We start from the raw sequence: 24,053 nt of genomic DNA, 5'->3' as shown, positions 1-24,053 counted from the left end.
CACCCTGATTGGTCAGAAAGCCTGGTCAACTCAAGCGAGTTGCTGATCGATGAATGCGGTCAATTGCGCTTTGCTCATGGCGCCCACTTTGGTGGCTGCCAACTGCCCGTCTTTGAACATGATCAGAGTGGGAATGCCGCGAATACCGTATTTGGCAGGTACGTCGCGGTTGTCGTCCACATTGACCTTGGCAATGTTGAGTTTGCCGCTGTAGGTTGTGGCAATTTCGTCCAGGATGGGTGCAATCATTTTGCAAGGGCCGCACCATTCGGCCCAGAAGTCCACCAGGGTAGGGGCTTTTGCGTCAAGCACGTCGGCCTGGAAAGTTGCATCAGAAACGTGTTTGATCAAGTCGCTGGCCATGGTCCATCCTCAAAAATCGTTAGCGGGGGGGTTAAAGTGTTGCGCCGACCTGGAGTCGGAATCGTCCGGAGTGCCAAGCTGGTGCTGCCGCTCCATTGTGACAGAAAGACCGACTTCCGATGCCCGCGCTCGCTACAACCCCACACCCTTCAGGCCCACAGGCGACACCCCATGGCGTTGAGCTGGCATGGAAGGGACGCATCCAATGCTTGAGTCGCTGGTTGGATGATCATGGTGTCTCGCCGTCCCGGGCCGTGGTCTTGGTGCCCTATGCACAACTGATGGAGGCCGCGCGGCGCGCCTGGGCCAAGGCCCATCCGACCGGGTTTGCCCCTCGCTTCGAGTCGAGCAAAAACTGGGCGTCCAATTTGTCACCGTTTTCGCCTGGCGCCATGGACTGGAGCGGCGATCTGGCCAGAGACAGTCTGGTTGCGTCGGCCCTGGTTGACCGCGTGGCGAAGGGGCGTGCTGACCCGGTTTTGCGCACTGCCATGGTCAGTCGGCTGGTGGAGGCGACCCGCTCGTTGGTGTCGGTGGCGGCGTCAGTCGCACCTGAGGACCGGGCATCGTGGGGTCAGGACCGGTTGGCCGCGCTGGGTCCCGGGTTGCAGAGCCCAGTGTGGGAGGGGCTGATTGCGACTTTGGCGGTGACCTGGGCCAGCAACTCGGCTTATTCAACCGATGTGCTCTGGGGACCCTTGGCACGACCTGGCGAAGTGGCCGACGCTTTGTTGGTTTGGCAGGGCTTTCAAGTGGATCCGCTGGCCAAGGCCTTGACGGCGGTGTGGGGCCCTGAGCGGGCGTTCGTTTGGGCACTGTTCCAGGCAGATGAGTCGCCGCAGACGTTTGCCCATGGCCTGGACTTGACCGACGTTCGGTGGCATGCCTGTGGTGATGCAGAGGACGAGGCACAACGCGCGGCCGCTTGTGTGGTTCGACACGTAGCCGTTGGGGCAGTTCCTGTGGCCTTGCTGGCCAACGATCGCTTGCTCACGCGACGGGTCAGCGCGTTGTTGCATAGCGCAGGGGTGGGTGTGCGCGATGAGACGGGCTGGAAATTGTCGACCACCCACGCGTCGGCGCAATTGATGACGGTGTTGCGGGCGGCAGACCCGCGTGCCAGCATGGACGATGCCATTGATGCCCTGAAACTGTCGCCGCTGTGGGGCGACGCGATCGCTCACCAGGTGGAGGCGCTTGCCCGGCGCCATGGGGTAACCCGGTGGGCTGCGGCCGTAGCACATGAAAAATTGGCCTCCGTGCTGCCCGTGGCGTGGTGCGACATGCTGGCGCTCCTGCAGGGAAGCAAGACCCTGGAGGGCTGGCTGCAGGCCCTGGGGCAAGTGCTGACGTCAGCGGGATGGTGGGCTGTGTTGAGCGCCGATGCGGCGGGGCAGCAAATGCTGATCAGCTTGCGCTTGCATCCCGGTGCAGCGACTGAGCTGAAGGGTTTGGGACCGCTATGGGAGGAGAGTGACGGGCCGGAGCCGTCGGAGCGCCGATGGTCGCTGGCGGCTTTCACGGGTTGGGTGAGCGATGTGCTGGAGAGCGCCAGCTTTACGCCGGCCGCAGAGGATGCGGTGCCCGTGGTGATTTTGCCGATGGCGCAACAGGTGGCGCGCGCTTTTGGCGCGGTGGTTGTGCCTGGTTGCGATGAGCGTTCGCTGCCGACCCACCCCGAATTGCCTGCGCCCTGGACGGAAGCTCAGCGCGAGGTGTTGGGCATGCCGGGACGGGCTGCTTTGGCGCAAGCTGCATGGCAGGCTTGGCAGGCCATGCTGTCCTACCCGCCGATTGACCTTCTGTGGCGCAGTCAGGATCGGGGCGAGGACGTGTTGCCCAATGCCTGGGTGCTGGCTTTGCAGCAAGCGGGTGCGCCGCCAGCAGATGAGCCCCGGGCCATGGCCGAACACAGGCCTCAAGTTCCTGAACGGCCTGCGCCGAGCGCTGCGGCACTGCTGCCCGAGCGTCTGTCGGCCAGCGCCTACCAAGACCTGCGCGATTGTCCCTACAAATTTTTTGCCTTGCGCCAACTGCGGCTTCACGACGCCGATGAGCTCGAAGACGAGCCCGATCAGCGCGACATGGGCAACTGGTTGCATGCCGTGTTGCGTGGTTTTCATGAGGAGCGCCTCGACCAGCGTCCGGGGCGCCTGGCCGATACCGAGGCGCTTGAGCGCTGGGCCCAGGCGGTGAGCGAAACCATGGGTTTGCAGGTGGGCGCTGGCGGTGCGGGTTTCATGCCTTTCCAGGCGGTGTGGCCAGCGATGCGTGAGGGGTATCTGGATTGGTTGGCCGACTACGAGGCCTTGCACAACCGGGCAGGCCCGTCGTTTGAGGCGGCCGAGGTCGAACGTCGGGCGCCTGTCGGGCGATGGCAATTGCTCGGGCAGCTTGACCGGATTGATGCCCAACCGAGTCCCGAAGGGCGGCTGGCGTTTGTAATCGATTACAAAACCGAGAGCCGGGTGCGCACGCTGGAGCGGGTCAAAGACCCGTTTGAAGACACCCAGCTGGCTTTTTATGCGGCCTTGCTGCCGGAAGACAATCTGCGCGCCGCCTACCTGAGCATCACCGACAAGCGGGGCACCGGCAGTGATGCGGGCACGCGGTTGATCGAACAGCCCGAGGTACTGCTGGCCCGAGAGGCCTTGCTCGAAGGCTTGGCGAATGATATGGCGCGTGTGGCCGCCGGGCAGCCCATGCCGGCGTTGGGCGAAGGGCGGGTGTGTGAGCATTGCGCGGCGCGGGGTCTCTGCCGCCGCGATGACTGGAGCGCCACATGAACGGCTCGAAACAACAGGCGGCTTATCAAATCAACGGCGAAGGGGCCAGCAGCGCGGCGTTTTACGCCGTGGCATGCGACCCGGCGCGGTCGGTGGCGGTGGAGGCTTGCGCGGGAGCGGGCAAGACCTGGATGCTGGTGGCCCGCATCGTGCGGGCATTGCTCGATGGCACACCGGCGCAAGACATTCTGGCCATCACCTTCACCAAAAAAGCCGCCGGAGAGATGCGGGGTCGGCTCCAGGCCGAATTGCGCCGGTGTGAAACCCTGGCCGATCACGAACTGCTTGAGGTCATGCAGGCGTGGGGATTCACCCCCGCGCAAGCCGAAGCCCGCATGGAGGCTTTGCGCGGTTTGAATGCGCGCCTGATGGCGCAGGGCCGGGCGGTGCAGGTTCGAACTTTTCACAGCTGGTTTGCAGCCTTGTTGCGCAGCGCGCCATTGGCGGTGCTGCAAGAGTTGCGTTTGCCGCTGACCTATGAGTTGCTGGAGGACGACGAGCGGGCCAAAGCCTTGGTGTGGCCGCGGTTTTACCGGGCGCTGGTGGATGCACCTCAGGAGCGCCAGGACTTTTTCGACAGCGTGGGCCTCCATGGCCGCCATCAGACCCTCAAGTCGCTCGACACGGCATTGAACAAGCGCGTGGAGTTCGCCATGGCCGACGCCGCGGGCACGCTTGACGGCTCGGTGCAGTCCATGGCCGAGGCCTTTCCCGCCCTGGATGGTTGCGACGAACCGGCGGCGTTCATTCGGAATCCGGAACCACAAAGCCTGTTGTGGGACGCAGCCCGTATTCTGGGCGCGGCTACCGCCAAAACCTTTTCGGCCAAAGGTGTGGAGCTGGAGACGGCGCTGAGCGAGGGGCGTTTTGAGGGCGTGTGCACGGCCTTGCTGACGCAGAAAAACGAAGACCGGCAATTCGGCGCCAAGATCGCGCAGATTGATCGGGTGCGTGAAGCGCAGGCCCTGGTGCGCTGGTTGCTGGAGGCCGAACAACAGCAGCGCGCCTGGTTGCACCAGCAGCGCTTGACCCGCTTGACGCGTGTGCTGCTGCGTGTCTACGCCGATCTGAAGCGGGAGCGCGGCTGGGTTGATATGAACGATCTGGAGTCGGCTGCCCAGCGGTTGCTGGCCGATGCCGAGCTCTCGGGCTGGATGCAACAGCGCATGGACGCGCGGGTGAGTCAGCTTCTGATTGACGAGTTTCAAGACACCAACCCGCTGCAGTGGCAGGCGCTCTACGGCTGGCTGTCGGCCTATGCAGGTGCCGGGCCGGGGGAGGCTCCGAGCGTGTTCCTGGTGGGCGACCCCAAGCAATCCATCTACCGGTTTCGACGGGCAGAGCCACAGGTGTTCAAAGCGGCGCAGGTGTTTGTGGTGGAAGGCCTGGGCGGTGCGCTGCTCAGCTGTGACCACACGCGCCGCTGTTCGCCCCTGGTGGTTGACACCTTGAACGCCGTGATGCAGGAAGCGATCGCGGCTGGCGAGTACGCCGATTTTCGCGACCACACGACACACAGCGAAGCGGCGGGTGAGGTGCTGGTGTTGCCCGCCATTTCCCGTCAAGCCAAGGCGCCGGCCGGCAACGGCCAGGACGCCGAAGTGATTTGGCGCGACAGCCTGACCATGCCGCGCGTACCGCCCGAAGAAGAGGGCTACGCCGCACTGGAAGCGCAGCAGGCGGCCCGCTGGGTGGCGGATCACATCGCTCAAGGCACGCCGCCCGGCAAGATCATGGTGTTGTCTCGCAAGCGGGAGCGGCTGGGCTGGATGCACGAAGCCTTGCAGGCCCTGGGCATTGCCAGCGAGCAACCCGAGAAGCTGGAGCTCAACCAGATCGGGGCCGTGCAGGACGTGATCGCATTGCTCGACGCGCTGGTGTCGCCGCAGCACGACCTGAGCCTGGCCCGCGCGCTCAAGTCGCCCCTGTTTGGTTGGAGCGATGGCGACTTGGTCACGTTGGCCGATCGCGTCAATCTGTTGCGCCATGGGGCAGAAGGTGCTGCCACCGGCGTGAGCTGGTGGCTGGCGCTTCAAGATCTGGCCGGCGACAACCAGGGTGAATCCTCTCGGATGGTGGAAACCGCCGCGCGTTTGCAGCGCTACCGGCAATGGACCCGTCAATGGCCACCACACGATGCCTTGTCGGCGATTTACGAAGACTCGGACGCCTTGGCGCGCTTCGCCGAGATCGCCCAATCAGGCCAGCGCGCGGCGGTGACGGCGGCTTTGCGCGATGTGTTGACGCAGTCGCTGGCGCAAGACGGCGGGCGGTATTTGAGCGCCTACCGATTTGTGCGTGCGCTCAAGGCGGGCGGCAACAAACTGGCGACGGTGCCCAAGGCGAATGCTGTGCGCCTGCTCACGGTGCACGGCGCCAAAGGGCTGGAAGCCAAGACGGTTTTGCTGCTCGACACCGACAGCGGTGCACCGAAGTCGGAAACCATGGGGGTCCTGATCGACTGGCCGGGCGAAGCGCCTGCGCCGCGCCGTTTTGTTTTTCTTGAGCGCGAAACCGCGCCACCGGTGTGTGCGCAAGACTTGCTGGCCAACGAGCAGCGCGCCCGCGCGCTGGAAGAAATCAACGCCCTCTATGTGGCGCTCACCCGGGCCGAAGAACGGCTGGTGGTGTCCAGTTTTGAACCCCACAGGCGAGGCGAAAGGGCCACCTGGTGGCAACGGCTGAATTTGCGCGGTGCCGCAGCAACCGTGCCTGAAGTCTCCAATGCTTCGGCGCTGGAACCCCTGGCGCCGTTCGGCATGCTGGGCTTGCCAACGTTGCCGGTAGCGTCACCTGCTCCAGTGGGCGTTGGGAGCTCGGTGGTTCCAGAAGCCGATTTGCGCACGCGCATGGGCCTGGCGATGCACCGCTTGCTGCAGTGGCACCCCACCCACGCCGACTTCGAATGGACAGACGTGCACACCCTGGCCGCAGGCCGCGCCTTCGAACTCAGCCACGATGAGGCAGTTGAGGCCACGGCCATGGCGCAGCGCGTGGTGCAAGGCGAGGGCGCATGGGCTTGGGACGCCGCGCAACTCCAGCAATGGGGCAACGAGGTGGAGCTGTTTTGGCAAGGCGAGGGCTTGCGCCTGGACCGACTGGTGCAGGGCAGAATCGACGGTGACTGGTGGGTGATTGATTTCAAGAGCCACGAACAACCGGAAACACGGCCTGATTTGCTGGCACAGATCAGGCGCTATGGGCAAGCCGTTGCCCATGCCCAACCGGGCGCCCGCGTGCGCCTGGCCTTTATCAATGCGCTGGGACAATGGCGCGAAGTTGAACCCTCATGAGCCTTTCAGATTCCCAAGCCCCCTTGCCCAGCCATATCGAGGTGGCCGTGATCGGCGGCGGCCCAGCCGGCCTGATGGCCGCCGAGGTATTGAGCCGCGCCGGTCATGAGGTGCACCTCTTTGATGCCATGCCTTCGGTCGGCCGAAAATTTTTGCTGGCTGGCAAGGGGGGCATGAACCTCACCCATGCCGAACCATTGCCCGATTTCATCAGCCGATATGCAAAGGCATCTGCCGTGTTGCAACCGCTTCTGGAAACTTGTGGGCCGCAACAAGTGCGGGAGTGGGTGACGGGCTTGGGGATCGAAACCTTCATCGGCAGTTCCCAACGGGTGTTTCCCACCGACATGAAGGCCGCGCCACTTCTGCGGGCTTGGTTGCACCGCTTGCGCCATCCCGGTGGCGGCGGAGCCCCCGTGACGTTTCACATGCGGCAACGGTGGCAAGGTTGGAGCGAAGACGGCACGGGTGGTCTGCGGTTTCAGGGCCCACAAGGCGAGCAGTCTGTGGGCGCACGCGCCACCGTGTTGGCCATGGGCGGGGCAAGCTGGTCCCGTTTGGGGTCCAACGGTGCCTGGTTGCCCACGCTGCAAGCCGATGGCTGGTCCACGGCAGGTTTGCGGCCCAGCAATTGCGGATTTGAAGTGCGCGGCTCTGGCCTGTACGGCGATGCGCCGGGGTGGAGCACCCATTTTTCCGAGCGGTTCGCAGGTCAGCCCTTTAAATCGGTTGCGCTGCATTTCACAGACAGCTTGGGTCAGCGCTTTGAGCGCAAAGGCGAATTTGTGGCCACGGCGGTTGGCTTGGAAGGCAGCCTGGTGTATGCGGCCTCGGCTCTGTTGCGTGAAGAGATTCAACGCAACGGGCAGGCAACTTTGTTTCTGGATCTGCTGCCTGACCGCAGCCCGGCATTTGTGGCCGAGCAATGCGCGCACCCCCGTGGCTCGCGCAGTCTGTCAAGCCACCTGAAGAGTCGCTTGGGGCTGGAGGGGGTGAAGATGGGTTTGCTGCATGAGCTGGTTGACAAGGCCAGTTTTCAGAAGCCAGCGGTTCTGGCAGCCTTGATCAAGGCGTCGCCGGTGACACTCGTGCGTACCCGGCCGATTGATGAAGCCATCAGCACCGCAGGGGGTGTTGCATTCGAAGGCTTGGATGAGCGGCTGATGTCGACCCAGCGCCCTGGGGTGTTTTGCGCCGGCGAGATGCTGGATTGGGAGGGCCCCACAGGTGGCTATTTGCTCACAGCCTGTCTCGCCACCGGGCGCCGCGCTGGCGAGGGTGCCGCACGCTATCTGGCTCGATGAATAAGCCTGGCTCGCTGCAGCAAGCCAGGCCTTGATTGTTGTGGAACCAGCCCGCTCGGTCAGCCCTGGCGCTTCTTGATGAACCCTACGACGAACAAGAGAATCACGGCTCCGACAACGGAGCCGATGAAACCAGCGGCGCCACCGGGTTGGTACAGACCCAAAGCAGCACCACCATAGCTGGCGACGAACGAGCCTGCCACGCCGAGCACAGTGGTCATGATGATGCCCATGTTGTCGTCGCCGGGCTTGATGGCGCGGGCCACGAAACCGGCGATGAGTCCGATGACCAGGGTGATGATGAGGGACATGGGAGAGATCCTTTCTGAATGCTTGGGAGACCAAAACTTGGGGCATGTGCCCCCGCTGCGCCGAATGTAGCCGGAATGCGGTGGTTGCCCGGGTTTCAGGGCGCCAAACTGCTGCTGCCTGTGCAGGTTATCACCCCGTTGTTGTGAATGCATCGGGGCCCAGCGGTCAACGTTGCCCTGTTTATTCCGTGCTGGCTGCTTCAATTTTTTCGGTGAGATCCAGCCACTCGGCTTCCAGCGCTTCGATCTTTTCGCCCAAGGTTTTCAGCTGGCGGCCCGCTTCGGCGAGCCTGGCCGGCGCGGCTTCGTTCAACAGGCTGGTTTCCAGATTTGTTTTCTCAGCGTTCAGGTCGGACAGCTTTTTGTCGGCTTGCTCCAGCGATTTTTTCAAAGGCTTGAGCTGCTCGGCATTCTGGCTGCGCTGTTTGGCATCAGGCTTCGCGGCAACCGGCGCAGCGGCAGGGACCTTTTGTTGATCGCGCTGCTCGCGCTTTTGCGCTTCGCGCGATTCTTTGGCCACTTCCAGCAGGTAACGCTGGTAGTCGTCCAGATCGCCGTCGAACGGCGCAATGCCGCCGCGCGAGACCAGCCAGAATTCGTCAGCCACGGCGCGCAGCAATGAGCGGTCGTGGCTGACCAGCATGACGGTGCCTTCGAACTCGTTGAGCGCCATCGACAGGGCTTCGCGGGTGGCGAGATCCAGGTGGTTGGTGGGCTCATCGAGCAGCAGCAGATTCGGGCGCTGCCAGACGATCATGCACAGCACCAAGCGGGCCTTTTCGCCACCGCTCATGCTGCCCACGGCTTGTTTGACTTGATCGCCGGTGAAGTTGAAACCACCCAGGAAGCTGCGCAGGTCTTGCTCGCGCGTGGACTGACCTTGCAGGCGGCCTTGTTCCGTGCACTCCTTGACCAGTCGGATCATGTGCTCCAGCGGCGTGTCGGTGGGGCGCAGCACATCGAGTTCTTGCTGCGCGAAGTAGCCGATGTTGAGGCCACGGCCTTCGGTCACTTCACCTGCCAGGGCATTCAAATCGCGGGCAATGGTTTTCACCACGGTCGATTTGCCCTGACCGTTGGCGCCCAAGATGCCGATGCGCTGCCCGGCCAGCACCGAGCGGCTGACACCTCGCACGATGGTGACCGGCTCGCCGCCTTCTTCCAAGGGCGGGTAGCCGAAATCAACGTCCTGCATGGCCAGCATCGGGTTGGGCAGGTTCAACGGCTCGGTGAATTCAAAGGTGAAATCGGCCTCGGCCAACACCGGGCCGATCTTTTCCATGCGCTCCAGCGCCTTGACCCGGCTTTGCGCCTGCTTGGCTTTGCTGGCCTTGGCCTTGAAGCGGTCGATGAACTTCTGCAAGTGCGCCATCTTGTCTTGCTGCTTGGAGAAGGCGGTGGCCTGCAGCGCCATTTTTTCGGCGCGCATGTCTTCAAACTTGCTGTAGTTGCCGCCGTAGCGCATCAACTGGGCGCGCTCGATGTGCACGGTCACGTCGGTCACCGCGTCGAGAAATTCCCGATCGTGGCTGATGACGAGCATGGTGCCCTGGTAGCGCTGCAGCCAGGCTTCGAGCCAGACGAGGGCATCCAGGTCCAAGTGGTTGGTGGGTTCGTCGAGCAGCAGCAGTTCGCTGGGACACATCAGCGCGCGCGCCAATTGCAGGCGCATGCGCCAGCCGCCGGAGAAACTGTCGACCGGGCGCTCAAGCTCATCCATGCGGAAACCCAGGCCGAGGATCAAGGACTGGGCGCGGGCAGGCGCATCGTGGGCGCCAGCATCGTGCAGTGCCATGTAGGCGTTGCCCATGCGTTCGCCGTCATCGGTGGCTTCAGCGGCTTCCACTTCTTGCTGGGCGGCAAGCAGGGTCACGTCGCCTTCAACCACGTATTGCGTGGCGGGCATGTCGGTCTCGGGCATGTCCTGCGCCACCTGCGCCATGCGCCATTGGGGCGGAATGTAAAAATCGCCCCCGTCTTCGTGCAGGGTGCGGTCGAGCAGGCGGAACAGGCTGGATTTGCCCGCGCCGTTGCGGCCAACGAGACCAATTTTTTCGCCCGGGTTCAGGGTGACGGAGGCTTTGTCGAGCAGCACTTTGGCGCCGCGTCGGAGAACGATGTTTTTTACTGTGATCATTTGGCAGGTGCATCCGGCGCGGATTGCACCAAAAGGGATTCTGCGGTCAGCAACAACACTTGGTCGTCGCCTGCGCTGGTGGTGAGCCACACGGCTTCAAGCTGAGGAAAGGCGGCTTCAAAAAACGGGCGCTCGTTGCCGATTTCCAGCACGAGCACGCCGTCGGGCGACATCCGGCTGGGCGCATCGCGCAGCAAGTTGCGGATGAAATCCATGCCATCGCTGCCACCGGCGAGCGCCATTTCGGGCTCGGCCAGGTATTCAGCGGGCAGGGCGCCCATGCTGGTGGCGTTGACGTAGGGCGGGTTGCAGACGATGAGGTCGTAGGGGCCAGGGCAGTTGTTCAGACCATCAGACTCGATCAGTGTGATGCGGTCTTGCAGCTTGTGTTTGTCGACATTGATGCGGGCCACGGCCAACGCGTCGGGGGACAGGTCGGCCCCGGTCACAAGCACATCGGGCCAGGCCATGGCGGTCAGCACGGCCAGGCTGCCGTTGCCGGTGCACAGGTCGAGCACTTGATGGGTGGTGTCGCTCAGCCATTCGTCGAAATCACCATCGGCGATCAATTCGGCGATGAAGCTGCGGGGCACGATGGATCGCTCGTCGATGTAAAACGGCACGCCTTGCAGCCAGGCTTCATTCGTCAAATAGGCCGCTGGCTGGCGGGTCTCAATGCGACGATTGATCAGGGCGTCGACCGCACTGGTTTGTTCGGGCGTCACGGCTTGCGAAGCCAATGCATCCAGGTCGCTGTCGAGTGGCATTCCCAGTTGCCAGAGCATCAGCCAGGCGGCTTCGTCGTGGGCATTGGTGGTGCCGTGACCATAGGCCAATGGCGCGGCCGCCAGGCGTTTGGTGGCCTGGGCCAGAAGTTCTTGCAGGGTCATGGTTGTCAGCCGTTGGCTCTGGCCTGTTGGGACAGGTTTTCCAGCACGCGGCGGTAGATGTTTTTCAGCGGTTCGATGTCGGCCAGCGCCACGAACTCGTCGATTTTGTGGATGGTGGCGTTGGGCGGGCCGAGCTCGATGACCTGCGGGCAGATCTGGGCGATGAAGCGCCCGTCGCTGGTGCCGCCGGTGGTGGAGAGCTGGGTTGCTATGCCAGTTTCGCTTTGAATGGCATCGCGCACGGCGTCCACCAGCGTGCCGGGCGGGGTGAGAAAGGGCAGGCCGCTGATGTTCCAGGTGAGGTCGTAATCGGCCTCCGCTGCCAGCCCGTTGGCCTTGAGGATCGCGGCCACGCGCTCTTGCAGCGATGCCGGACTGGACTCGGTGCAGAAGCGGAAGTTGAAATCGATCACCACGGTACCCGGGATCACGTTGCTTGCACCTGTTCCACCGTGGATGTTGCTGATCTGCCAACTGGTGGGCGGGAAATAGGCGTTGCCCTGGTCCCAGACCTCGGTGGCCAACGCCGCCAGGGCGGGCGCGGCCATGTGGATCGGGTTTTTGGCCAGGTGGGGATAGGCGATGTGGCCTTGAACGCCCTTGACCGTGAGCTTGCCGCTCATGGAGCCGCGGCGGCCGTTTTTGATCATGTCGCCGGTGCGCTCGACCGAGGTGGGTTCGCCGACGATGCACCAGTCCAGGCGTTCTTTGCGCTTTGTGATTTCGCGGCATACGACCACGGTGCCGTCGGTGGCCGGGCCTTCTTCATCGCTGGTGATCAGAAACGCGATGTCGATGGCAGGTTTGGCATTTGTCGCTACAAATTCCTCACAAGCCACAACCATGGCTGCCAGCGAAGCTTTCATGTCGCTGGCACCTCGGCCATACAACTTGCCATCGCGGTGGCTGGGCACGAAGGGATCGCTGGCCCATGACCCGATCGGGCCAGTGGGCACCACATCGGTGTGGCCGGCGAACACCAACGTGGGGTTCTTGCCAGTACCCAACCGTGCCCACAGGTTGGTGACCCGTGCGTCAGCGGGGCCACTGATCATGGTTTCGCAAGTGAAGCCCAGCGCCTGCAAACGGCCAGAGATCAGTGATTGGCAGCCCTCGTCGAGAGGGGTGACGGAGGGGCGGGCAATCAGTTCTTCGGTCAGACGCAGGGTGGCGGAGCTCATCAGTATTTCACGTCCAGCGTGAATTCAGTGAAAGAAGGGGCGTCGTCCTGCTCTTCTTCGACTGGGGCCGATTCTGTGTGCGCCGCAGTACCGTGGAAGTCGTTTTGCAGACGCCAGAGCAGGTTGTTGGGTGAATCGGCATGGAGCAGGCCTTCGTTGCGCGAAACGATGCCATCCCGAATGAGCCGTGCGAGATCTTGCTCGAAGCTCTGGGACCCTACGGCGGTGGATTTCTCCATGGCTTCACGGATTGCAGAGAAGTCGGCTTTCTGAATCAGGTCTTTGATCAAGGCGGTGTTGAGCAACACCTCCATGGCCGGCACGCGTCCGCCTGTGTGGGTTCGCAGGAGGCGCTGTGACACCACCGCGCGCAGGGCAGCGGCCAGATCGCCCAGCATGGTGGGCCTGACTTCGACAGGGAAAAAACTGAGAATGCGGTTGAGCGCCTGGTAGCTGTTGTTGGCGTGCAGCGTGGCCATGCAAAGGTGGCCCGACTGTGCGTAGGCTATGGCCGCAGACATGGTCTCACGATCGCGAATTTCACCGATCATGATCACATCGGGTGCCTGGCGCAGGGCGTTCTTTAGCCCCACTTGCAGCGACACGGTGTCGGGCCCCACCTCGCGCTGGTTAACCACCGATTTTTTGTTCCGGAAGACGTATTCGATCGGATCTTCAATGGTCAGTATGTGGCCGCTGGCCTGCTCGTTGCGCAAGTCCAGCATGGATGCCAGCGTGGTGGATTTTCCCGCACCCGTGGCACCCACCATCAGAATCAAGCCGCGCTTTTCCATCACGAGGTCACTCAGGATGGGCGAAACGTTGAGGGATTCCAGCGAGGGCACATCGGAAGGCACGAAGCGCAGCACGGCGGCGTAACTGCCACGCTGGCGCATGGCGCTCAGACGGAAATTGCCTACACCTTCCAGGGCCACCGCCATGTTGAGTTCACCTGTCTCGTTCAACTCCTCAACGCGGTGAGGAGGCACGATTTCAGAGATCAGATTCAGTGGGGCATCAGGCGGCAAAACCTGGCTGTTGACCGGCAGCGTCTGGCCATTGATCTTGATCATGGCCGGCGCATGGGCCGACAAATACACGTCAGACGCTTTTTTCTCTGCCATCAAGCGCAAGATGCGCTCCATCGTTCCACTGGCCATGTTGAACCTCTTAGAAACCGTTAGTCAAACCAAGCCGCCCGTGCAATCCCTCGAGGGGCCATGTGAGGCACGGAGGGGCGAAATCAATCCCGCAACAAATCGTTCAAGCTGGTCTTGGAGCGGGTCTGGGCGTCCACCTTCTTCATGATGATGGCAGCATAGGTGCTGTACTTGCCGCCGGGCTTGGGCAGGCTGCCGCTGATCACCACCGAGCCGGCGGGAATACGGCCATAGCTGACCGTATCGGTTTCGCGGTCGTAAATTGGGGTGCTCTGGCCGATGTAAACGCCCATGGAAATAACCGAATTTTCTTCGACCACCACGCCTTCAACCACCTCTGAGCGCGCGCCGATGAAGCAGTTGTCTTCAATGATGGTGGGGCCTGCCTGAAGCGGCTCCAGCACGCCACCGATGCCCACGCCACCCGAGAGGTGCACATTTTTGCCGATCTGGGCGCAAGAGCCGACGGTGGCCCAAGTGTCCACCATGGTGCCTTCGTCGACATAGGCGCCAATGTTGACGTAGCTCGGCATCAAGATCGCGCCTTTGGCAATAAAGCTTCCTCGGCGAGCCACTGCAGGTGGCACCACGCGCACGCCAGTGGCCTTCATTTCAGCCTCGGACAGGTTGGCAAATTTGGTCTGGACCTTGTCAAAGAACGCCAGGTCGCCGCTTTTCATCACCACGTTGTCTTTCAGGCGAAACGACAACAACACGGCCTTCTTGATCCACTGGTGGACAGTCCATTGGCCCACGGCTTCACGGGTGGCGACGCGCAGCTTGCCTGTATTGAGTTCCGAGATGACGTGTTCGACCGCGTCCATTACCTCTTTGGGAGCGGAGGCGGGCGAAAGGTCGGCGCGGTTGTCCCAGGCGGTGTCGATCAGGGTTTGCAGTTGTTGGGTCATCTTGAGTAACTTCGGGTAGTGATTTGAAGGGTGCCGGTTTCAGGGCTGGCAAAAGCGGGCAATGCGCTCGGCCGCTTCCAGGCATTCTGCGGTTTCTGCCACCAGGGCCATGCGAACGCGTCCAGCGCCGGGGTTGAATCCGTCGACCTCGCGCGCCAGATAGCTGCCAGGCAGAACTGTCACATTGTATTGAGTCAGCAGAGCCTGCGCGAAGGCCTCATCGGCACTCAGGCCATTGGCGTTCCCGGCAAATTGCTTCGGCACGCCAGCCCACAGGTAAAACGCCGCGTCAGGCAACGCCACATCCATCACCCTGGCCAATACAGGCGTGACTTGCGCAAATTTCTCGCGGTACATGCGGCGGTTTTCGATGACGTGGTCTTCATCGGCCCAGGCCGCCGCGCTGGCGGTCTGAACCGCGGGGCTCATGGCGCCGCCGTGGTAGGTGCGGTAGAGCAGGAATGGCTTGATCCACTTGGCGTCGCCGGCGACAAAACCGCTGCGCAGGCCCGGAACATTGCTGCGTTTGGAAAGGCTCGTGAATGCCACGAGGTTTTTGAAATCTGTTCGACCCAGCTTCGAGGCGGCTTCCAGTCCGCCCAGTGGTGGTTCATCCCGGAAATAGATCTCGCTGTAGCACTCGTCAGACGCGATCACGAATCCGTGGCGGTCGCTCAACTCAAACAACTTTTGCCACTCTTCGAGCGGCATCACAGCGCCGGTAGGGTTGCCAGGCGAGCACACAAACAACAGTTGGGTGTTGGCCCAGACCGCCTCCGGGACGCTCTCCCAACTGGGTGCGAAGTTTCTGCTCGGGTCACTGGCCACATAGTGAGGCCGCGCGCCACCGAGCAGGGCTGCCCCTTCGTAGATTTGATAGAACGGATTGGGGAAGACAACAGTGGCCCCGGGCCGTGTCGGGTCAATCACCGTCTGGGCAAATGAAAACAAGGCCTCGCGCGAGCCATTCACCGGCAAGATTTCTGTGCCTGGGTTCAGCGAGACGCCATAGCGGCGGTGCAGCCATGCTGCGCAAGCTTCACGGAGCTCGGGCTTTCCCCCGGTGGCCGGGTAAGCCGCAAGGCCACTGTCAAGATCGCCGGCCAGCGCCCGTTTGAGAAAGTCAGGGGTGGGGTGTTTGGGTTCGCCGATGCCCAAGCTGATGGGTCGCAACTCAGGATTGGGCGAAACGTTGCCAAACAGAAGGCGCAGCCGCTCGAAAGGGTAGGGCTTTAGCAGGGATAAATTCGGATTCATCCCGACATTATCCTAGGCCGCACATTGCCCAATCTTGTCGGTGCGCGCTTTGGTTCACCAGCAGGATGGCTGGGGGTGCCTTGGCTGTTTTGCGCTGCTAGTTTCTCGACAGTTTGGCTGCCATGGGTTTGGCACTGATGGCCTGGAACCATTGCTGAATCGAAAGAATGATGCCCATGGTGACCGCCGAAACAATCACCAACGCTGGCAGCTCGAATGCAGGAAAGAAGCCAAAACCCTGGGGGATAGCGTTGCGATTGTCTGTGGTGCAGATGAACTCGGCGGCAAGCATGCCGGTGTAGTGCATGGCACAAACCGCAACGCCCATGATCACAGCAGCGGCCAGTCGTTTGCCAATGGTGCTGCTGTTGAATGCCAGCCAAAGCGCAACCGTTGCCGCCACGACTGCGATGGCGATCGATAACGCCACCAGGCCGTAGTTCCACTGGATGTAGCCATTGATTTTCAAGCCGTACATGCCCAGGTAGTGCATCACCACCACGCTCATACCCAGAAACACGCCCGCAGCCAGCAGTCGGCTGAGTTGTTCGGGCGCCTTGGCTGCGTAGCGCACGGTCAGAGAGGTGGCCACAATCGCAGCGACAAGGGATGCCAGGGTTTCAACGACGGCATAGCTGCTGGCCGTGTCCATTTTCAAAGCCAGCATGCCAACAAAGTGCATGGACCACACGCCAATGCCACCCAGAGCAACACCTGCAACCACGATGTTGCCAAAGTTCAGGCGCCCGCGGGCTTCACGGATGCGCGAAGCCGCGCTCAGGGCAATAAATGAACCGATGACTGCGAAAGCGAAAGACAAAGTTGCGAGAAGCGGGTCGATGGAAGTTGTGACGATCGGATTCATGGGTTGTGGGCTGTGCAGCGAGGGTTTCAGGACGGGTGGCCGGCATCCAGAGTTCGCTGTTGGGCGTGTGGACCGGCGGCGTTGTTGCAGGTCACTGTAGCGAAGTGGCGTGCCCTCGCGGATGAGGCTCGTGTGCAATCTTGATCAGCGGCCCCTGTGAGGGGGTGAGCGGTACAAGCTGTGATCAAGTTCCAACTTTCTGAAGCACGGCGCGGGAACGGGCAGCCGTCGCGCGCCAGAAGCGTGTCCATTCGGGAAAGACCTGCGTCACGGGTGCTGTCTTTGCACCAGAGGCTTTCGGCTCCTTTGAAGCGGTGCAAGGTGGTGTTTTTGCCGCGGGGCTGCAGTAGCCCTGTTGGCCGCTTGTGCTCAAGCTGAGCAGGCTTCGGGTCAAGGTATCATGTCCGCTTGCTTGCTGGGCAGGTGGCGGGTGGAATTCCCAAATAAATCAACAAGTTAGCCTTAATTTTCCGTGCGTCTCAACTCGATCAAGCTTTCCGGCTTCAAGTCTTTTGCGGAACCCACCAACTTCATGTTGCCGGGGCAACTGGTAGGCGTGGTCGGACCCAACGGGTGCGGAAAATCCAACATCATGGATGCCGTGCGTTGGGTGCTGGGTGAATCCAAGGCGTCGGAGTTGCGTGGCGAGTCCATGCAAGACGTCATTTTTAACGGCACCAACCACCGCAAGCCGGCCAGTCGGTCCAGTGTGGAACTGGTGTTCGACAACAGCGATCACCGTGCCGGCGGCCAATGGGGTCAGTTTCTTGAGATTGCCGTCAAACGCGTGCTCACGCGCGACGGCAACAGCAGCTACTACATCAACAACCAGCCAGTGCGTCGTCGCGACGTGCAAGACGTGTTCCTCGGCACCGGCCTGGGCCCACGCGCTTACGCCATCATTGGCCAGGGCACCATCAGCCGCATCATTGAGAGCAAGCCTGAAGAATTGCGCTTGTTCCTCGAAGAGGCCGCTGGCGTGTCGAAGTACAAAGAGCGCCGCCGGGAAACCGCGAACCGGTTGTCCGACACGCGCGAGAACCTCACCCGGGTTGAAGACATCTTGCGGGAGCTCAACGCCAACCTTGAGAAACTGGAAAAGCAGGCGGCAGTTGCTGCGCGATACAACGAGCTGCAATCGGGCGCCACGCTGAAGCAACACCAATTGTGGTTCCTCAAGCGATCGGAGGCCGACACGGACCAGGCCCAGATCAAACAAAACGCTGCGCAAGCCCTGACGGACCTGGAATCGCGCACCGCTGATTTGCGGCGCGTGGAATCCGAGTTGGAAACCATCCGCCAGAGTCACTACGCTGCGGGCGATCAGGTCAACCAGGCGCAAGGCAAGCTGTATGAAGCGAGCGCCGAGGTGGGCAAGCTGGAAGCCGAAATCCGGTTTGTGGTCGAGGGCCGTACGCGGGTGGAGCAGCGACTCGCGCAACTGAAAGAGCAGATCGGCTCATGGAGCACCCGCAGCCAGGACGCTGCAGTGGAGCTTGAGCAGATCGCCGAGACCATGATGGCGGCCGAAGAACAATCGGTGATTCTTGCCGCGCAGGGTGAAGAGCAGGGCAACGCACTGCCGACGCTGGAAGACGCGCTGCGCAAGGCCCAAACCTCAGCCAACGAGCAACGCAACAGCGTGGGTCAGGTGCAGCAACAGATTCAGGTGCTGGCCTCTGATCAGCGAAACATCGAAGAGCAAAGCCGCCAGCTCAATCAGCGCCGTGAGCGCCTCAGCACCGACCGAAACGCCTTGGCCGCGCCCGATGAAGAGCGCGTACTGAGCGCTCAAGCCGCCTTGGTCTCGGCCCAGGAAGCAGCCGAAATGGCCGAAGCGGTGTTGGCTGAATTGCAAGACAGCGTGCCCGAGCTGGATGACCAGCGCCGCGCGACACAGCAGGCGGTGAACGCCGAGTCGTCGAGGCAATCGGATTTGTCGGCACGCCTGGATGCATTGAAGGCGTTGCAGGAAAAGGTCAAGACCGATGGCAAACTGGCTCCTTGGCTCGCCAAACATGGGCTGGAGAGCTTGCAAGGGCTGTGGAGCCGCATTCATGTCGAAGCGGGCTGGGAGAACGCCCTGGAGGCGGCACTGCGTGAGCGCCTGGGCGCGCTGGAGGTGTCTCGTCTGGAAATGGTTCGCGCCTTTGGCAACGATGCGCCGCCCGCCAAACTGGCCTTTTACCATTCACCGGCGGCTGCTGCCTCTGCCGCAAAAAGCGCATCGGGCTTGAAACCCCTGGCCGATTGGCTGAAACTCAATGATGCTGGACAGTCCGCTCTGATGGTGGATTGGCTGCAGGGATGTCTGACGGCGCCCAGCCTCGAAGAAGCCATGGCCAGGCGCGATCAGCTGCAGGCCGGCGAGGTGATCTTTGTGCCCAGTGGCCATGCGGTGTCGGCCCACAGCGTGAGCTTTTATGCGCCCGACAGCGAGCAGGCCGGCATGTTGGCCCGTGCACAGGAAATCGAGAACCTCGACAAGCAACTCAAAGCGCAGGTGCTGATCGCAGAGCAGGCGCGCACAGCCTTGATACGCGCCGAAGCGGCCTACTCGGAGGCGTCGCAGCGGTTGGTAAGCGCACGCCGAGAGGGCGCTGAAACCCGTTCGCGGTCGCACGAATTGCAGGTTGAAGCGCTCCGCCTGACCCAACTGGCCGAGCAAACCCGGGCGCGCAGCGAACAAATCGCTGCCGATCTGGCCGAGGTGGACGCGCAGCTCGAAGACCTGCAAGAGCGCAGGGTCACCGCCGAAGCGCGCTTCGAAGAGCTCGACATGCAGTTGGCCGACAGCCAGGAACGCCATGCACAGCTGGACGACAAGGTGATTGAAGCCGAACGGGCACTCAATCAGGCGCGCGAACAGCAACGCACGCTGGAACGCACCGCACAAGAAGCCACTTTTTCGTTGCGCAGTCTGCAAGCACGCCAGGCGGAATTGCAGCGCTCGATTGAAACCGCTGCGTCACAAGAAAAGTCACTGGTGGATGAAGAACAGCGCGCCAGCGAAGAATTTGCCCGCTTGAACGATGCCGCAGCTCAAGCTGGCCTGCAAGATGCTTTGGCCAAGAAGCTGGAGCGCGAGCAGGGCCTGGGCGAGCTGCGCAGCCAGTACGACGATCTGACCGCCAAGCTGCGCGCAAGCGACGAGCGCCGCTTGCAGCTGGAGCGCGAGCTGGATCCGCTTCGCCAACGCATCACGGATTTCCAGCTGAAAGAGCAGGCTGCCCGATTGGGCGTAGAGCAATACAGTCAGCAGCTTGAAGAAGCGGGGGCAGACCTGGCCGCGGTGGCGCAAAGCATCTCTGAGGGCAATGTGCGCCTGACCGGTCTGCAAAGTGAGATTGACCGTTTCCACCGCGAGATCCAGTCGCTGGGCGCTGTGAACCTCGCGGCCCTGGACGAACTCACGGCAGCGAGCGAGCGCAAGACGTTCCTTGATGCTCAAACGGCCGATCTGGTCGAGGCCATGACCACGCTGGAAGACGCGATCAAGAAGATCGATGCCGAAACCCGCGAGCTGCTGAGCAGCACCTTTGAGACCGTCAACGGCCATTTTGGACGTATGTTCCCCGAGCTGTTTGGCGGCGGAAACGCCAAGCTGGTGATGACTGGAGAAGAGATTCTCGACGCTGGTGTGCAAGTGCTGGCGCAGCCACCTGGCAAAAAGAACCAGACCATTCACCTGCTCTCTGGTGGCGAAAAGGCTCTCACCGCGATCGCACTGGTGTTTGCGATCTTCCAGTTGAACCCGGCCCCGTTCTGTCTGCTCGACGAAGTGGACGCTCCACTGGATGACGCCAATACCGAACGTTACGCCAAGCTCGTGACCAGCATGAGCCAGCAAGGAACCCAGTTTCTGTTCATCAGTCACAACAAGATCGCCATGGAAATGGCGAAACAACTGATTGGCGTGACCATGCAAGAGCAAGGTGTTTCCCGCATCGTGGCGGTGGACATGGAGTCTGCAACTGGCATGATGGAAACACTTTGAAACCCTTCCCGTCCAACACACCGACATTCCCATGAGCACTTTGCAGTTAAGTCTGGCCATCATCGGTGGACTCGTGCTGGCCGGCGTCATTGCCTACAACACCTGGGTTACCCGCCAAAACGAGCCGCGCACCGCGCGCGATCCCGCGGTATCTTCCGCCGCCGACGGGCAGCCTGGCGGTTTTGACCCGCTTGGGGATGAAGCGGTGGATACCCGGCCTCCAGAACGCATCGAGCCGGTGTTGGGTGAGCCCCTGGGCGAGGGCTCTGGCGCTGCGGTGGCCGACACCCCCATCTCTCATGATGAAGGCGATGCCGGTTCTCAGGGTAGCCAGCCTGTGCCTGACGGGACTTCCACCCCGCAACCAGCGCCGCCGGTGGCCACTATGAGAGAACCGGTTTCGCCGCTGAAAACGGCGCTCAGTGCGTCGGCCGATCGCAAGCCCAAACTCGACGCGCTGATCGATGTGATCACCCCGATCGAGCCGGAAGGTGCCGTCTCGGGCGATGCCGTCGTGGCTGCATTGCCCACCACCCGCCGAGTCGGCAGCAAGCCGTTTGCCGTGGAGGGCCTGAGCGACCTCAATGGCGAGTGGGAAGTGCCCCGTTTGGGGCAGCGCTACCACCTGCTGCAAGCGGGTGTTCAGCTGGCCAACCGTGCTGGTGCGCTGAACGACATCGAGTTCTCGGAATTCGTGGCCAAAGCCCAGACATTTGCCGACGCCATTGGCGCTGCCACCGATTTTCCCGATATGCGCGCCGAGGTCGCCCGTGCGCGCGAACTGGACGCCTTTGCGAGTGGCCACGATGCCCAGCTTGGGTTTACGTTGCGGGCTCGCCGCTCGGCTTGGAGTCCGGGTTTCGTGGCTCAACACGCGGCACGTATCGGTTTTGTGCCAGGAGCATTGCCAGGGCGCATGGTTCTGCCGGGTTCCGAACGTGGGCAGGCACCCATTCTGAGCTTGAGTTTTGACGCCCATGCCGCCATGGCCGAAGACCCGGAGAAAAGTGCGCTGCGTGAAGTGGCACTTTCGCTTGAAGTCACCCATGTGCCCCGCAGTGAGCAACCGTTTGTGCGCATGCGCGAAGCCGCCACGGCGCTGGCCGAATCAATGGAAGGCGTGATCACCGACGACGCCGGTCAACCCTTGTCCACCGACACCATGGACGTGATCGGGTCTGACCTGGAAAACCTTTACGACGCCCTTGACAGCCACGACCTGTCCGCGGGTTCACCTCAGGCGCGACGGCTGTTCAGTTGACCTGCTGCCCGAAGCTCTGACCCCACCGCTACGCTTCGTGTGATCCCCAGGGGGTGATGCTGGCTGCCCGGCAAAGCCGGTTTCGCTGCATCCTGGAATGGCGTACTCGGCGGCGCAGTACTGTTCTTTTTCCTATGAGCACTTCCGATCTCTTTTCTTCTGCTCCTTTGCCGTCAGAGCGTGCGGCCGAGCTGCGCGCCCAACTGCACCACCACGCCCACCGTTACTACACGCTGGACGACCCCGAAATACCGGATGCCGAATACGACAAGCTGTTTCGGGCATTGCAGGCGCTGGAGGCCGAACACCCCGAACTGCGGTCACCCGATTCGCCTACCCAGCGCGTGGGCGGCGGCGTATTGGCCGGCTTCACACCCGTGCGCCATGTGGTGCCCATGCTGTCGATCAACACCGAAACCGATACCGAGCCCAGCGGCGCAGTCAACTTCGACAACCGCATTCGCCGCGCGCTGGAATTGGACAGTACCTCTGGGCCAGTGGAATACGTGGCTGAACTCAAGTTCGATGGCCTGGCCATGAGTCTGCGTTACGAGGCGGGAGTGTTGGTGCAGGCGGCCACCCGCGGCGATGGTGAAACAGGCGAAGACGTCACGAGCAATATCCGCACCATTGGCCAGATTCCTCTCCGCCTGCCCGCCGATGCGCCACCCGTGCTGGAAGTGCGCGGTGAGGTGTACATGCGGCGCGATGATTTCGACGCGCTCAATGAAAAGCAACGCGCCAAGATTGCCGCCGGAGCCAAAGGTGAAAAGACCTTTGTGAACCCGCGCAATGCGGCGGCGGGAGCGGTCCGCCAGCTTGACTCAGGCATCGCGGCCCAACGCCCCTTGAGTTTTTTCGCCTATGGCCTGGGTGACATCACTCCCTCCGATCAGGGGGGGCCAGCGTTCACAACCCACATGGCGATGTTCCAGCAGCTGAAGGCCTGGGGGTTCCCGGTAGCCGAGCAGACGCGGGTTGTCCGTGGAGCGGATGAACTGATCGCGTTCCATCAGCACATTGGGAAAACCAGAGATCAATTGCCTTACGACATTGATGGCGTGGTCTACAAGATCAACTCGATGGCCTTGCAGCGTCAGCTGGGATTTGTCTCGCGTGAGCCTCGTTGGGCAGTGGCTCATAAGTACCCTGCGCAAGAACAGCTCACCACCGTGCTTGCCATCGACATACAGGTTGGCCGCACGGGCAAGCTCACACCCGTTGCCAAGCTGGCACCGGTGTTTGTGGGCAACGTGACGGTGACCAACGCCACACTGCACAACGAAGACGAAGCGCGCCGAAAGGATGTGCGCGTGGGCGATACCGTGATCGTGCGCCGTGCAGGCGATGTGATTCCCGAAGTGGTATCGGTTTTGCTGGACAAGCGGGTGGGTGATCCAGCCGTTTTCACCATGCCCCATATTTGCCCGGTATGCGGCAGTGCGGCGGTCAGGGAGGAAGGCGAAGCAGACTACCGATGCACCGGCGGGCTGTTCTGCGGTGCTCAGCGCAAGCAGGCCATTCTTCATTTTGCGCAACGCCGCGCTGTCGAAATTGAAGGCCTGGGCGACAAGTTGGTGGAGCAGCTCGTGGACGCAGGCGTTGTGAAAACCTTGCCTGATCTCTACAAGCTGGGATTGACCGCCTTGGTGAGCCTTGAACGCATGGCCGAGAAATCAGCGCAAAACATCGTGGATGCGCTGGAAAAATCGAAACAAACCACTTTGCCGCGCTTCCTGTTTGGTCTCGGTATTCGCCATGTGGGCGAAGCCACCGCCAAGGAAATGGCCCGCCATTTTGGCCAGCTCGACAGCATCATGAACGCCAGCGAAGAGCAATTGCTGGAAGTGAACGATGTGGGCCCCATCGTGGCGCAAAGCCTGCGTACCTTTTTTGACCAGCCGCACAACCGTGAGGTGGTGGAGCAATTGCGCGCTTGTGGGGTGCGATGGGAAGAGGGCGAGCCCACTGCGCAAGCGCCCAAGCCGTTGGCGGGCAAGACCTTTGTGCTCACAGGCACCTTTCCGACCCTGAGCCGCGATCAGGCCAAGGATCTGCTGGAGGCGGCAGGCGCCAAGGTAGCCGGCTCGGTGAGCAAGAAGACGGATTACGTGGTGGCCGGCGCCGAAGCGGGCAGCAAACTTGCCAAGGCGCAGGACCTGGGGCTGGCAGTCCTGGATGAGGCTGGGATGCTGTCCTTGTTGGGGTAGGGCTTGAGCTGTCGATGAAAGCTTCTTGACTCCCCGAGGCTGCGGATTTGAGGCACCTTCGTTGATGGACGGGTGTTTGAAGTGGTCAGACCAAAGAACCATCCGGTTTGAGTCGTTGGCGCGATTGTTC

The 24,053-nt window shown here is 61.9% G+C and carries 15 protein-coding genes; 6 read left to right on the top strand and 9 right to left on the bottom strand.

Annotated elements, in window-relative coordinates:
- Positions 1-30: 30 nt before the first annotated feature.
- A complete protein-coding gene (gene trxA / locus LPB072_RS12715) occupies positions 31-363 on the bottom strand; it encodes a thioredoxin TrxA (protein WP_066090321.1) in 333 nt (110 codons plus the stop codon).
- 209 nt (positions 364-572) lie between these two features.
- On the opposite strand from trxA, the gene LPB072_RS12710 reads away from it, so the two are divergent.
- Genes LPB072_RS12710 through LPB072_RS12700 form a run of 3 tightly spaced genes read left to right on the top strand, consistent with a single transcriptional unit; the run spans position 573 to position 7,746 of the window.
- Positions 573-3,149, top strand: coding sequence for a PD-(D/E)XK nuclease family protein (locus tag LPB072_RS12710; RefSeq protein ID WP_157694152.1), 2,577 nt, complete (start codon positions 573-575; stop codon positions 3,147-3,149).
- Entirely contained in the window at positions 3,146-6,442 is a 3,297-nt protein-coding gene (locus tag LPB072_RS12705) for a UvrD-helicase domain-containing protein (RefSeq protein ID WP_066090315.1), read from the top strand. The genes LPB072_RS12710 and LPB072_RS12705 overlap by 4 nt, the downstream gene beginning before the upstream one ends.
- On the top strand, positions 6,439-7,746 hold the full coding sequence (locus LPB072_RS12700; protein ID WP_066090312.1) for a TIGR03862 family flavoprotein: 1,308 nt from the start codon (positions 6,439-6,441) through the stop codon (positions 7,744-7,746). The genes LPB072_RS12705 and LPB072_RS12700 overlap by 4 nt, the downstream gene beginning before the upstream one ends.
- Positions 7,747-7,805: 59 nt before the next feature.
- Here the strand turns inward: LPB072_RS12700 and LPB072_RS12695 are convergent, their stop codons facing one another.
- The 8 genes from LPB072_RS12695 to LPB072_RS12660 form a co-directional block, all read right to left on the bottom strand.
- Positions 7,806-8,057 carry a GlsB/YeaQ/YmgE family stress response membrane protein gene (locus LPB072_RS12695; protein ID WP_066090308.1) on the bottom strand — a complete coding sequence of 84 codons (252 nt, stop codon included), beginning with the start codon at positions 8,055-8,057 and terminating at the stop codon, positions 7,806-7,808.
- A 181-nt stretch (positions 8,058-8,238) separates the two neighbouring features.
- The gene (locus LPB072_RS12690) at positions 8,239-10,194 is read right to left on the bottom strand and encodes an ATP-binding cassette domain-containing protein (RefSeq protein WP_066090303.1); all 1,956 of its coding nucleotides are present in this window, start codon (positions 10,192-10,194) and stop codon (positions 8,239-8,241) included.
- Positions 10,191-11,084: a 50S ribosomal protein L3 N(5)-glutamine methyltransferase gene (gene prmB / locus LPB072_RS12685; RefSeq protein ID WP_066090299.1), complete on the bottom strand. Its 894-nt coding sequence runs from the start codon at positions 11,082-11,084 to the stop codon at positions 10,191-10,193. The genes LPB072_RS12690 and prmB overlap by 4 nt, the downstream gene beginning before the upstream one ends.
- 5 nt (positions 11,085-11,089) lie before the next feature.
- Entirely contained in the window at positions 11,090-12,265 is a 1,176-nt protein-coding gene (gene dapE, locus LPB072_RS12680) for a succinyl-diaminopimelate desuccinylase (protein WP_066090296.1), read from the bottom strand.
- On the bottom strand, positions 12,265-13,425 hold the full coding sequence (locus LPB072_RS12675) for a PilT/PilU family type 4a pilus ATPase (protein WP_066090292.1): 1,161 nt from the start codon (positions 13,423-13,425) through the stop codon (positions 12,265-12,267). The genes dapE and LPB072_RS12675 overlap by 1 nt, the downstream gene beginning before the upstream one ends.
- An 83-nt stretch (positions 13,426-13,508) precedes the next feature.
- On the bottom strand, positions 13,509-14,333 hold the full coding sequence (gene dapD, locus LPB072_RS12670) for a 2,3,4,5-tetrahydropyridine-2,6-dicarboxylate N-succinyltransferase (protein WP_066090288.1): 825 nt from the start codon (positions 14,331-14,333) through the stop codon (positions 13,509-13,511).
- Positions 14,334-14,372: 39 nt separating this feature from the next.
- Positions 14,373-15,590 (bottom strand): succinyldiaminopimelate transaminase, encoded by a 1,218-nt coding sequence (gene dapC / locus LPB072_RS12665; protein WP_066090285.1) that lies wholly within the window; start codon positions 15,588-15,590, stop codon positions 14,373-14,375.
- Positions 15,591-15,687: 97 nt separating this feature from the next.
- Complete coding sequence (locus tag LPB072_RS12660; protein WP_066090282.1) at positions 15,688-16,455, bottom strand: MHYT domain-containing protein; 768 nt, start codon at positions 16,453-16,455, stop codon at positions 15,688-15,690.
- A gap of 472 nt (positions 16,456-16,927) precedes the next feature.
- Between LPB072_RS12660 and smc the strand changes: the two genes are divergently transcribed.
- The 3 genes from smc to ligA all read left to right on the top strand — a co-directional run bounded on the left by smc (position 16,928) and on the right by ligA (position 23,923).
- Positions 16,928-20,452 carry a chromosome segregation protein SMC gene (smc, locus tag LPB072_RS12655; RefSeq protein ID WP_066090279.1) on the top strand — a complete coding sequence of 1,175 codons (3,525 nt, stop codon included), beginning with the start codon at positions 16,928-16,930 and terminating at the stop codon, positions 20,450-20,452.
- A gap of 31 nt (positions 20,453-20,483) precedes the next feature.
- Positions 20,484-21,713, top strand: a complete 1,230-nt coding sequence (locus LPB072_RS12650) for a cell division protein ZipA C-terminal FtsZ-binding domain-containing protein (RefSeq protein WP_066090276.1) — start codon at positions 20,484-20,486, stop codon at positions 21,711-21,713.
- Positions 21,714-21,847: 134 nt separating this feature from the next.
- The gene (gene ligA / locus LPB072_RS12645; RefSeq protein ID WP_066090272.1) at positions 21,848-23,923 is read left to right on the top strand and encodes an NAD-dependent DNA ligase LigA; all 2,076 of its coding nucleotides are present in this window, start codon (positions 21,848-21,850) and stop codon (positions 23,921-23,923) included.
- Positions 23,924-24,053: the final 130 nt, after the last annotated feature.

It is taken from the genome of Hydrogenophaga crassostreae, from assembly GCF_001761385.1.
In the GTDB taxonomy this organism is placed as follows: Bacteria; Pseudomonadota; Gammaproteobacteria; order Burkholderiales; family Burkholderiaceae_C; genus Hydrogenophaga; species Hydrogenophaga crassostreae.
This window is presented reverse-complemented; position numbering and strand designations above follow the sequence as displayed.